This is a genomic window from Segatella paludivivens DSM 17968 = JCM 13650 (assembly GCF_000373185.1).
In the GTDB taxonomy this organism is placed as follows: Bacteria; Bacteroidota; Bacteroidia; order Bacteroidales; family Bacteroidaceae; genus Prevotella; species Prevotella paludivivens.
The window spans coordinates 135,685-148,265 of the sequence record NZ_KB890626.1; the positions used below are offsets into that span (position 1 = coordinate 135,685).

General features: G+C 36.6%; 8 protein-coding genes. 7 read left to right on the plus strand and 1 reads right to left on the minus strand.

The annotated features are described in order from the left end of the window. Positions 1-2 precede the first annotated feature (2 nt). The 6 genes from B045_RS0100625 to B045_RS0100650 all read left to right on the plus strand — a co-directional run bounded on the left by B045_RS0100625 (position 3) and on the right by B045_RS0100650 (position 8,995). Positions 3-1,250 (plus strand): ABC transporter permease, encoded by a 1,248-nt coding sequence (locus B045_RS0100625; protein ID WP_018462328.1) that lies wholly within the window; start codon positions 3-5, stop codon positions 1,248-1,250. 168 nt (positions 1,251-1,418) lie between these two features. Beyond that, positions 1,419-3,086: an AMP-binding protein gene (locus B045_RS0100630; protein WP_018462329.1), complete on the plus strand. Its 1,668-nt coding sequence runs from the start codon at positions 1,419-1,421 to the stop codon at positions 3,084-3,086. Between the two features lie 57 nt (positions 3,087-3,143). Continuing rightward, positions 3,144-4,808, plus strand: a complete 1,665-nt coding sequence (locus tag B045_RS0100635; protein ID WP_018462330.1) for an AMP-binding protein — start codon at positions 3,144-3,146, stop codon at positions 4,806-4,808. Positions 4,809-4,889: 81 nt separating this feature from the next. Next, positions 4,890-6,182: a serine--tRNA ligase gene (gene serS / locus B045_RS0100640; protein WP_018462331.1), complete on the plus strand. Its 1,293-nt coding sequence runs from the start codon at positions 4,890-4,892 to the stop codon at positions 6,180-6,182. Between the two features lie 101 nt (positions 6,183-6,283). Continuing rightward, on the plus strand, positions 6,284-8,626 hold the full coding sequence (locus B045_RS0100645; protein WP_018462332.1) for a bifunctional dihydroorotate dehydrogenase B NAD binding subunit/NADPH-dependent glutamate synthase: 2,343 nt from the start codon (positions 6,284-6,286) through the stop codon (positions 8,624-8,626). After that, positions 8,627-8,995, plus strand: coding sequence for a DMT family protein (locus B045_RS0100650; RefSeq protein ID WP_025882939.1), 369 nt, complete (start codon positions 8,627-8,629; stop codon positions 8,993-8,995). 15 nt (positions 8,996-9,010) lie between these two features. Here the strand turns inward: B045_RS0100650 and B045_RS0100655 are convergent, their stop codons facing one another. Further along, positions 9,011-10,402 (minus strand): sigma-54-dependent transcriptional regulator, encoded by a 1,392-nt coding sequence (locus B045_RS0100655; RefSeq protein ID WP_018462334.1) that lies wholly within the window; start codon positions 10,400-10,402, stop codon positions 9,011-9,013. Between the two features lie 462 nt (positions 10,403-10,864). Between B045_RS0100655 and kdpA the strand changes: the two genes are divergently transcribed. Beyond that, positions 10,865-12,571 (plus strand): potassium-transporting ATPase subunit KdpA, encoded by a 1,707-nt coding sequence (kdpA, locus tag B045_RS0100665; RefSeq protein ID WP_018462336.1) that lies wholly within the window; start codon positions 10,865-10,867, stop codon positions 12,569-12,571. Positions 12,572-12,581: the final 10 nt, after the last annotated feature.

The window sequence follows — 12,581 nt, forward strand, 5'->3', positions numbered from 1 at the left end:
AAGTGAATTTACCTCTTTTCATTGCAAAAAAAATATATGGCGACAAAGGCGAGAAACAGAAGGTTTCACGCCCTGCCATAAGCATAGCCACAGCTGGTGTAGCTATAGGACTTGCCGTTATGCTAATTTCGGTAAGTGTTGTACTTGGTTTCAAACATACAATACGTGATAAAGTCATAGGATTTGGCAGCAACATACAAGTTGCTGATTTTAGGACTCTTCAAACATCGGATTCCTACCCTATTCAAATGGGTGATTCAATGCTGAACGTATTGAAATCAACGTCGGGTGTAAAGCATGTTCAACGCTATGCCATGAAACAAGGTATTTTAAAAACTGATAAAGACTTCTTAGGTGTATTATTCAAAGGTGTTGGACCTGAATATGATACAACTTTCATACACAGCAACCTTAAAGAAGGTCGTATCCCTAAATTCAGTGACGCAGCAAGTAGCAATAAACTTCTTATATCAAGAAGTATTGCAGACAAACTAAATCTGAAAATAGGACAAAAAATATTTGCATATTTCATTGATGGTAACGGCGTACGCACAAGACGCTTCACTATTCAGGGAATATACGAAACAAATTTGTCACAATATGATAACGTTATTTGCTTTACAGATTTGTATACTGCTGTGAAGCTAAACGGATGGAAAGATGATCAGGCTACAGGTGCAGAGATTACAGTTAACGATTTTAATAAAGTAGACGAAGTAGAAAACCAATTTATTAATAAAGTAAATAAAACTACTGATAAATATGGTGAGACATATAGTTCTAAGACCATCCGAGATATAAGCCCTCAGATATTTTCATGGCTAGATCTTCTTGATCTAAATGTATGGATTATACTTGGTTTGATGGTTGCAGTAGCAGGAGTGACAATGATTTCAGGACTTTTGATAATAATTCTTGAAAGAACTGTTATGATAGGTATTCTTAAAGCACTCGGAGCTAGAAACAAAACAATTAGACATACTTTCATGTGGTTTGCCGTGTTTATAATTGGAAAAGGCATGGTTATAGGAAACTGTATTGGTTTAGGACTTATTTCATTACAATATTTCACGGGATTAATAAAACTAGATGCACAGACATACTACGTTAGTACGGTACCTGTTGAATTTAATATTCCTATGTTTATTGTTCTAAATGTCGCCACACTATTAATTAGTATTTTTGTGCTTATAGCACCTAGTTACTTGATATCACACATACATCCAGCAAAATCAATGAGATACGAGTAAGTCAAAAATAATACTATTTATCCGAGAAATAGGACATTCTTTTTATCCAAAAATTTTGCATTTTAATTTTATGCAAAAAAACAAGCTTGAGAAAACAAAAAGTGCACAATAAGTTTTGAATTGTGCAGATAAGTAGCTATCTTTGCACACAAAATTGAAAATTGTGCAATGAATTCAGTACCTAAATTTAATAAGTATATAGAACAGAGCATCGTCAACAATTGGGAGAAGGATGCTTTGACAGACTATAAAGGGACAACTCTTCAATTTCATGATGTGGCAAGGAAGATCGAAAAGTTACACATTATGTTTGAGAACAGTGGTGTTAAAACTGGGGATAAAATAGCTTTATGCGGACGTAATAGTTCAAATTGGGCTGTAGCATTTCTTGCGACACTCACCTATGGAGCTGTAGCAGTTCCAATTCAAAACGAATTTAAACCTGAGCAAATATATAATATAGTTAATCATAGCGAATCAAAGTTATTATTTGTTGGTGACGTTGTAGCCACACAGATTGATAATGAAGAGATGCCTAATCTTGAAGGTGTCATCTATCTTCCAGATAATTCTCTTATATTATCTCGCTCAGAAAAGTTAACTTATGCGCGTGAACATCTTAATGAGATTTTCGGACATAAGTATCCTAAATTTTTCAGAAAGGAACATATTAATTATCATGAAGATTCTCCAGAGGAATTAGCTATGATAAATTACACTAGTGGCACAACAGGATTTTCAAAAGGTGTTATGCTACCCTATCGTGCATTATCAAGCAACTATGATTTCCTTTCAGATGTCATTGGCTCAAAACTAAAACCTAATTGTGATGTTATGGCTATTTTGCCAATGGCACACATGTATGGTTTATCATGCGAGTTTATATTGGAATTTTGCCTTGGCAATCACATATATTTTCTAACACGACTTCCAAGTCCAACTGTTATACAAGAAGCTTTTGCGGATATACATCCTGCAGTAATTGTTTCTGTACCATTGATAGTTGAGAAAATAATAAGGAAAAATGTATTCCCAAAAATTCAGACAAACATAATGAAGCTTCTTATCAATATGCCTGTAATTAATAAGAAGGTAAAAGAAAAGATTCTTGAATTGGTGAAAGCTGAATTTGGTGGTAATCTGTATGAAGTGATTGTCGGTGGAGCTGGACTTAACAAAGAAATAGAAGATTTCTTATTAAGCATAGGTTTTCCTATCACAGTGGGATATGGAACTACAGAAACTGCTCCTATGATTACTTTCAGTGACTGGAATGACTTCGCTGGTGGAAGTTGCGGGACTGCAGTCAAAAACATGGAGGTAAAAATTTTAAGTGAAGACCCTCAAAATATCGCTGGTGAAATTGTCACTCGTGGACTTAATATTATGACAGGTTACTATAAAAATCAAGAAGCAACAAACGCTGTCATTGATGAAAACGGATGGTTTCACACTGGTGACTTGGCAACAATGAATGCTGAAGGACATATTTTTATACGAGGTAGAAAAAAGAACATGTTACTTGGATCTAATGGACAAAATATTTATCCAGAAGAAATTGAAAACAAGTTGAATTCAATGGCGATGGTTAATGAAAGCCTTATTGTTCAACGGGAAGACCGTCTTGTTGGTTTGATACATCCAGACTTTGACGAAGCTAATTCTATGGGGTTCTCAATGGAAGACCTAGAGAATATAATGGAACAAAACAGAAAAGAACTCAACGCAATGTTGCCATCTTTTGCAAAAATCTCTGCAATAAAACTACTTGATGAAGAATTTGCAAAGACTCCTAAAAAGAGCATAAAAAGATATCTCTATCAGGACGCTATTTAAATATAGCGTTCTTTATAGTAATATATAGAACTTGAAACAAACGAAAAAAACAATATTATGGAACAAATACCTAGTTTCAACAATCTAATACAAAAGTCAATTATTGACAATTGGGAAAAAGATGCATTGACGGACTTTAAAGGTTCTACACTGCAATATCACGATGTAGCAAGAAAAATAGAAAAACTCCACATCATGTTTGAAAACTGTGGAGTTAAAAAAGGTGACAAGATTGCATTAGCAGGTCGCAATAGCGCTAACTGGGCAGTTGCATTTCTTGCTACTTTAACATACGGAGCCGTTGCCGTTCCAATACTCCATGAGTTCACTCCTGATCAAATGCATAACATTGTTAATCATAGTGAAGCAAAACTCTTGTTTGTTGGGGATGTTGTTGCGACCCAGATTGATGCAACTAAAATGCCTGAACTAGAAGGAATAATATATATTCCAGACTATTCCCTAGTATTATCGCGTACAGACAAACTTACCTATGCTCGTGAGCATCTTAATGAGATGTTCGGAAAGAAATACCCAAAATATTTCCGAAAAGAGCACGTGAACTATTATATAGAACAGGATCCTAACGAACTTGCACTTATAAATTACACCAGTGGAACTACGGGATTTTCAAAAGGTGTAATGATTCCTTATCGTGCTATTTGGAGTAATGCATACTTTGCTGAGCAAGTTGTTGGAAAAGCAGTAAAATGTGGCGACAATGTAATCAGCATTCTACCTATGGCTCACATGTACGGAATGTCTTTCGAATTTTTGTTCGAGTTTCTAAAGGGTTGCCATATATTCTATTTGACACGTATACCAAGTCCTGCAATTATCGCACAGGCTTTTAGCGAAGTTAAACCAAAAATCATTATAAGCGTACCGCTTGTTATTGAAAAGATAATAAAGAAAAAAGTATTCCCTAAGATACAAAACAACCGCATGAGAATGCTCCTTCATATGCCTGTCATTGCAAAGAAAGTGCGTGATAAGATATGCGAACAAGTTTCAAATGCTTTTGGTGGCGAATTCTATGAAATTATTGTTGGTGGAGCTGCATTCAATCAAGAAATGGAAAGTTTTATGCACCAGATTGGATTTAGATACACGGTTGGTTACGGTGCTACTGAATGCGCACCTATAATTTGCTATGCTGATTACAAGGACTATGTACCAGGAAGCTGTGGACGTTCTGTTGTAAACATGAAAGTGCGAATTGATAGTTCTGATCCTGAAAATATCCCAGGAGAAATTTTAGCAAAAGGTATGAACGTCATGCTTGGTTACTATAAAAATGAGGAAGTAACACGCCAAACAATTGATAAGGATGGTTGGTATCATACTGGAGACCTTGGAACCATGGATGCAGACGGAAATGTATTCATCAAGGGGCGTTCTAAAAATATGCTGCTTGGAGCAAGTGGACAAAACATTTATCCAGAAGAGATTGAGGACAAACTAAACTCATTAGCTTTGGTTAATGAGAGTGTTGTTATACAGGAAGGAGATAAGTTGATAGGACTTGTACATCCAGACTATGATGAGGCTAAGAATATGGGATTTTCAAAAGAAGATTTGGAAAACATTATGGAACAGAACCGTAATGAACTCAATCAGATGCAACCATCATACTGTAGACTTGCTGCAATAAGAATTTACGAAGAAGAGTTTGAAAAAACTCCTAAAAAAAGTATTAAGCGTTACCTCTACCAGAAATAGAACGTTTTTGCTTTTGTTATTGACGAAAAATTTGTATCTTTGCGGTCATAATAGTAAACAATAAATAAAATATAACAAGCTATGCTTACACTTAAACTCATCAGTGAGGAAACTGAACGTGTTATTAAGGGTCTTGAGAAGAAGCACTTCACAGGTGCACGTGAGGCCATAGAGAAAGTTTTAGAATACGACAGACTACGTCGTGAGGCTCAGCAGAAGCTTGACAGCAACAAGCAACAGCAAAATCAGCTTGCCAAGCAAATCGGAAGTCTTATGAAAGATGGCAAGAAAGAAGAAGCTGAAGATATAAAGAATAAGGTTGCTGATCTGAAAGCAGCAGACAAGGCTTTGAACGAAATTATGGATAAAGCTCAAAGCGATATGACAGAAGTTCTTCTAAGTATTCCTAATATTCCTAATAATGATGTTCCAGAAGGAAAAGATGCTAATGATAATGTCGTTGTAAAGGAAGGTGGAATAAAGCCAAATCTTCCAGAAGATGCACCTTGTCATTGGGATCTTCTTAAGAAATACAATCTTGTTGATTTTGACCTTGGTGTAAAAATTACAGGTGCAGGTTTCCCTATATATCTAGGCAAGATGGCACGTTTCCAACGTGCTCTTGAAGCTTTCTTCCTTGACGAAGCACGCAAATCTGGATACCTAGAGGTTCAACCACCTTATGTAGTTAACGAGGCTTCAGGATATGGTACAGGTCAGTTACCTGACAAAGAGGGACAAATGTATCACGCAAACTTGGATAACTTGTACCTAATCCCTACTGCAGAGGTTCCTGTAACAAATATTTTCCGTGATGTAATCCTTGAAGAGAGTCAACTTCCAATTAAGCGTTGTGCTTATTCAGCTTGCTTCCGTCGTGAGGCTGGTTCTTATGGTAAGGATGTTCGTGGTCTTAACCGCTTGCATCAATTTGACAAAGTGGAAATTGTACGTATCGACAAACCTGAGCATTCTTACGATTCTCTGAAAGAGATGTTAGCTCATGTTGAAGGTTTGGTACAGAAACTTGAATTGCCATATCATATCTTAAGACTTTGCGGTGGTGATATGAGTTTCACCTCAGCAATATGCTACGACTTCGAGGTATGGAGTGCAGCCCAAAAGCGTTGGTTGGAAGTTTCTTCAGTATCTAACTTTGAAAGCTATCAGGCAAACAGATTGAAGTGCCGTTTCCGCCGTTCTGATACTAAGAAACCAGAACTTTGCCACACACTCAATGGTTCTGCTCTTGCTCTTCCAAGAATAGTTGCTGCCATAATTGAGAACAACCAAACTCCAGATGGAATAAAAGTTCCAAAGGTTCTTGTACCATACTGTGGCTTCGAGTACTTAGATGACAAAAACTTTGACTAAAAAATAACTAAATTCAGTATTGATTGATATACCATCAACGATACTGAATTTATCTTTTATAAAACTATAACTTATTATCAATTCATATTAACTGATACCCAATGAATAAGATTATTTGCAAGAAACAGTTTTCAGAGAAAGTATTTAGCTTTGACATTGAAGCCCCTTTAATTGCTAAAAGCAGAAAGGCTGGAAACTTTGTCATAATCAGAGTAGACAACAATAGTGAGCGTATGCCGCTTACAATAGCAGACTCAAATATTGAGAATGGTACAATAAAATTAGTTGTGCAAAAGGTTGGACTTTCCTCTACAAAACTATGTAATCTCAACGAAGGTGATTTTATTGCTGATGTCGTTGGGCCTCTTGGTAATCCTACTCATATTGAGAATTTTGGTACAGTAATATGTGCTGGTGGTGGAGTTGGTGTTGCGCCAATGCTACCTATTATTCGTGCATTGAAAAAAGCAGGCAACAGAGTATTATCTGTACTTGCAGGAAGAAACCGTGACCTCATCATAATGGAAGATGAAGTTAGAGCTTCATCTGACGAGACCATCATAATGACCGATGATGGAAGTTATGGAGAAAAAGGTGTAGTCACTGTAGGCATCGAGAAATTGATTCAACAAGAGAATATTGACAAAGTTTTTGCTATAGGTCCTCCTATCATGATGAAATTCTGTTGTATGCTCACCCAAAAATATAACATTTCTACCGACGTTTCTCTTAATACTATTATGGTTGACGGAACAGGAATGTGCGGTGCATGTCGACTTACAATTGGAGGTAAAACCAAATTCGTGTGTATTGATGGTCCTGAATTTGATGGAGCACTGGTTGACTGGGACGAAATGTTCAAGCGAATGGGAACATTCAAGAACGCAGAAAAGGAAGAAATGGAGCACTATACAGAACATATTGCTTCAACTAACGAGCCTGTATGTGAACCCTGCAAAGCAAACAATGATATTCACAATGATGTAACTGAGAGTATTGAAAGCTTGACTGACCGAAATTCTAATTGGCGTTTGGAACTACGCAAGGGAATGAAGCCTAAAGAACGTACTTCTATTGAACGCGTCATGATGCCAGAACTTGATCCAGAATATCGTGCAAAGACAAGATTAGAAGAAGTCAATATTGGTCTTACTAAAGAAATGGCTGTACTTGAATCTCATCGTTGCCTTGATTGCGCTAAACCATCTTGTGTAGAAGGATGTCCTGTAAGCATTAATATTCCATCATTTATAAAAAATATTGAACGAGAGAATTTCCTTGGAGCAGCTAAAGTTCTGAAAAGCACTTCTGCCCTACCAGCCGTATGTGGTAGAGTTTGCCCTCAAGAGAAGCAATGCGAAAGCAAATGTGTTCATCTTAAAATGGGTGAAAAAGCTGTTGCTATTGGATACCTTGAAAGATTTGCAGCAGACTACGAACGTGAAAGCGGAATGGCTACTGTACCAGAAATGGCTCCTTTAAACGGAATTAAGGTTGCAGTTGTCGGTTCTGGCCCTTCTGGACTAAGCTTTGCTGGAGATATGGCAAAAATGGGCTTTGACGTATATGTATTTGAGGCTTTACATGAAATCGGTGGTGTCTTGAAATATGGTATTCCTGAATTCAGATTACCTAACAAGATTGTCGATGTCGAAATAGAAAATCTTAAGAAAATGGGTGTCCATTTTCAAACTGATTGTATTATCGGAAAAACGATTAGCGTAAAGGATCTTGAAGATAAAAACTTTAAAGGAATATTCGTTGGTTCCGGTGCAGGACTTCCTAATTTCATGGATATACCTGGAGAAAATGCACTTAACATCATGTCTAGTAATGAATACCTGACACGAATTAACCTTATGGACGCAGCTAATCCACATACTGATACTCCAATCAATATCGGTAAGCACGTTATCGTTGTTGGTGGTGGAAACACAGCTATGGACTCATGTCGTACTGCAAAACGACTTGGTGCAGACGTAACACTTGTATACAGAAGAAGCGAAGCTGAAATGCCAGCTAGATTGGAAGAGGTAAAGCATGCTAAGGAAGAAGGCATTAATTTCATGACATTACACAATCCAAAAGAATATATCGCTGATGAGAATGGTGCTGTCAAGGCAGCCACACTTGATGTAATGAAATTAGGCGAACCTGACCAAAGCGGTCGTTGTCGTCCTGAGACTACTGGACAAACTATTACATTAGAATGTGATCAGGTTATTGTTGCTGTTGGTGTCTCTCCTAACCCACTAGTACCTAAGAGTATTGAAGGACTGGAACTAGGTCGCAAGAATACTATTGTCGTTGACGATAATATGAAATCAAGTAGAAATAATATTTATGCAGGTGGCGATATCGTTCGCGGTGGTGCCACAGTAATATTGGCAATGGGTGACGGACGAAGAGCCGCTGCCAACATGGCAAAAGAATTAAAAGGATAAATGAACGCAATATATACCATTTTACTATTAATATGCAGTAATGTCTTCATGACATTCGCTTGGTATGGACATTTAAAATTACAACAAACAGGGGTCAGCAGCAGTTGGCCCCTAATTGGTGTTATAGTATTTTGTTGGGCGATAGCATTCTTCGAATACTGCTGTCAAGTACCAGCAAACAGAATAGGATTTGTTGATAATGGCGGCCCTTTTACGCTCATTCAGCTAAAAGTAATTCAAGAGGTTATATCCCTTATAGTATTCGCACTTATAGCTAATGTAATGTTTCAAGGTCAAGGACTTCATTGGAATCATTTAGCTGCATTTATCTGTTTGATAGCTGCAGTATATTTTGTATTCATGAAGTAATTCATTTAACAAATATCATTTATTAAGCTTATATTCGTCTATTTTTCGATAAAGAGTTGTAAGACCTATTTTCAATAGTCTTGCAGCTTCTGTTTTGTTTCCGTTGGTGTGTTGAAGAACTCTTACAATATGTCGGCGTTCAATTTCTGCTAATTCAAAATCAAAAGATTTAGCATCATCTGAATTTTGCACATCTGCATTTAAAGATGGCGCATTATAAGTGGAATATGGGGCTTGCAAATCAAGTGGTAAATCTTGCAGAGTAAGGCTTGAATCACAAACAATAGCACTACGTTCAATAGCATTTTTCAACTCACGAACATTTCCATGCCATTCAGCATTAGTGATAGCATTCACAAATTCAGAGGACATCCCGTCTATATGTTTACCAAGCTTTTCAGAATATCGTACAAGGAATGACTTTGCCAACAAAGGTATATCTTCACGACGCTCACGTAATGCAGGTAAATGTATTTGGAAAACTGAAAGACGATAAAATAAATCCTCCCTAAAATTACCGGCTATTATCTCATTTTTTAAATCACGATTTGTTGCTGAAATAATTCTCACATCAACTTGTGAAGGAGAAGTATCCCCTATTTTTATATACTCACCAGATTCTAGCACACGCAATAGTTTGGCTTGAAGTTGATATGCCATCTCTCCTATTTCATCTAGGAATAGCGTACCATGGTTAGCTACTTCTATCAATCCCTTTTTATCTTTCATCGCTCCAGTAAATGAACCGGCACGATAGCCAAATAGCTCACTTTCCAATAAATCACGACTAAATGCTGAACAGTTAATAGCAACTATAGGAAACTGACTACGCGAACTAGCGTTATGTATAGCCTGTGCAAACACCTCCTTACCGGTTCCTGTTTCACCTGTAAGTAATACCGGAATATCTGTATCAGCAACCTTACGCGCCAATTCCTCTACACTAAGTAATGTTTTTGAATTGCCTATTATTGTATCAAAAGAATTAACCTGTAATAGTTTTTTATCAATCTTAGGCAAGTCATTATTTAAATTATGCTGACTGTTGACTTGATCCATAGCTCTGCTGATAATAGGGATAATTTTATTATTATCATCACCTTTTGTTATGTAGTCAAATGCCCCATTCTTAATTGCCTGAACGCCATCTTCTATATTTCCATGAGCAGTAAGCAGAATTACCTCGATGAGAGGAGTCTCCTGCTTGATTTTTTTAACCATATCAACACCGTTGCCATCTGGCAAAAATACATCACAAAGCACGACTTGTGGTTTATGCAACTTAACCTGTCTCAATCCTTGAGTACAGTCAACAGCTTGCCACACTTCATAACCTTCCAATTCCATCATTCGCGAAAGAAGTTTGCGAATAATAGGTTCATCGTCTATTATCAGTAATGTATTCATATAGTCTGGTTTATTTATTGTATCATTGCAAAAGTAGGAATAATTTTACAAACATAAAAACATTATCACATCTAATGTATATAGCTTTTCATTTTGGTATGGCAAGTCTTTCATTTTGGAAAGGTATAAAATTAATGTTTATATTTAACTATATACATATAAAGCTCTATAATACAGATAATTACAAAAATAAAAATAATTATGGCACAGTTTTCGTAATTAAGAATAATAAATAATTTAAAATAATAATAAAATGACTACACTTATTTTTGAATTACTTGCATGTCTCCTCTGCGGAATAACGTGCTTTGGCGTATTTTATAAATGTATTGAATGGTTTGAAAAGATTTAATTAAAAAAAGAAAAGACTATGTATTTAATTATGTTTATCATCAGCATCATAATGTTCTGTTATATGATATATGTACTGATAAAACCAGAAAAATTTTAAAACTCTAAAATATGGGAACAGAAATTTGGGGTGCGATATTACAAATAGTAATAATGATAAGTTTAGCTTATCCATTAGGTAAATATATTGCGCGAGTATATAAAGGCGAAAAGACTTACCTCGACTTTTTAAAACCTGTAGAAAGGTTGATTTATAAAGTCGGCGGTATAAATCCAGACAAAGAAATGAACTGGAAGACATTTCTTAGGGCAATGCTTACAATCAACCTATTCTGGTTTGTCTGGGCTTTAATACTACTTGTCGCCCAAGGATATCTACCATTAAATCCAGATGGGAATGGTGGTCAAACAATACATCAGGCCTTCAATACAGCTATAAGTTTTCTTGTAAACTGTAATCTACAGCACTATAGCGGTGAAAGCGGACTAACTTATTTCACTCAATTAGCCGTTGTAATGTTATTCCAATTTGTCACAGCAGCAACAGGTATGGCTTGTATGGCAGGAATAATGAAAGCTTTAGCAGCCAAGACAACTAACACAATAGGCAATTTTTGGAATTTCCTTGTCAAGAGCGTAACGCGCATCTTACTACCATTGTCATTAATAATAGGATTTATCCTTATACTACAAGGAGTTCCTATGACTTTTGACGGGAAAATGGAAGTAAATACTCTTGAAGGTAAAGTTCAGAATGTGTCACAAGGACCAACAGCTGCTATTGTGGCAATAAAACAAGTCGGAACAAACGGAGGTGGATTCTTTGGAGCAAACTCTGCACATCCTTTAGAAAATCCTACATATCTTACTAATACAGTAGAATGTATCGCTATAATGCTTATCCCTATGGCAATGGTCTTTGCCTTCGGCTTTTATGTAAAGAAGCGCAAATTAGGATTTAGCATTTTTGGTGTAATGCTATTTGCTTACCTTGTAGGTGTATTCATAAATGTTCATCAGGAAATGCAAGGCAATCCAAGACTGACCTCTTTGGGAATAAGCCAGCATACTGGAGCTATGGAAGGTAAAGAAGTGAGATTGGGGTCTGTAGCAACTGCATTATGGAGTGTTTCTACAACCACAACATCAAATGGTTCCGTTAATGGAATGCACGACAGCATGATGCCTCTATCAGGTATGGTAGAAATGCTTAACATGCAGATAAATTCATGGTTCGGCGGTGTCGGCGTTGGTTGGATGAACTATTTCACATTCATAATCATAGCTGTATTCATAAGTGGACTCATGGTCGGGCGTACTCCTGAATTCTTATGTAAAAAAGTAGAGGCTAGAGAGATGAAAATAGCTTCTCTTATGGCACTACTCCATCCTTTCTTGATTTTAGCAGGAACTGGTTTGGCTGCATGGCTCGCTGTAAAAGCACCAGAATTTGTATCAAGAGAAGGAGGATGGCTAGGCAATCAAGGCTATCACGGACTGAGCGAAATGTTATACGAGTTTACATCATCATCTGCTAACAATGGTTCTGGATTCGAAGGACTGAAAGACAACACCTGGTTTTGGAACATTTTGTGTGGCTTAGTTATGATTTTGGGAAGATACATTCCAATAATAGGACAGGTAGCAATAGCAGGTTTGCTTGCAAAAAAGAAATACATTCCAGAAAGTGCCGGAACTCTTCGTACAGACACATTAACTTTTGGAATAATGACTTTTGTTATTATATTCATTATTGCCGCTTTAGCTTTCTTTCCTGCTCATGCATTAAGTACGATAGCTGAATATTTAAGTATATAAAAGACTAAAA

What these genes read in the sequence shown, in the direction of transcription:
- B045_RS0100650 (WP_025882939.1), top strand. Translation starts at nt 8,627, where the DNA reads ATGAACGCAATATATACCATTTTACTATTAATATGCAGTAATGTCTTC.
- kdpA (WP_018462336.1), top strand. Translation starts at nt 10,865, where the DNA reads ATGGGAACAGAAATTTGGGGTGCGATATTACAAATAGTAATAATGATA.
- B045_RS0100655 (WP_018462334.1), bottom strand. Translation starts at nt 10,402, where the DNA reads ATGAATACATTACTGATAATAGACGATGAACCTATTATTCGCAAACTT.
- B045_RS0100635 (WP_018462330.1), top strand. Translation starts at nt 3,144, where the DNA reads ATGGAACAAATACCTAGTTTCAACAATCTAATACAAAAGTCAATTATT.
- B045_RS0100645 (WP_018462332.1), top strand. Translation starts at nt 6,284, where the DNA reads ATGAATAAGATTATTTGCAAGAAACAGTTTTCAGAGAAAGTATTTAGC.
- B045_RS0100630 (WP_018462329.1), top strand. Translation starts at nt 1,419, where the DNA reads ATGAATTCAGTACCTAAATTTAATAAGTATATAGAACAGAGCATCGTC.
- serS (WP_018462331.1), top strand. Translation starts at nt 4,890, where the DNA reads ATGCTTACACTTAAACTCATCAGTGAGGAAACTGAACGTGTTATTAAG.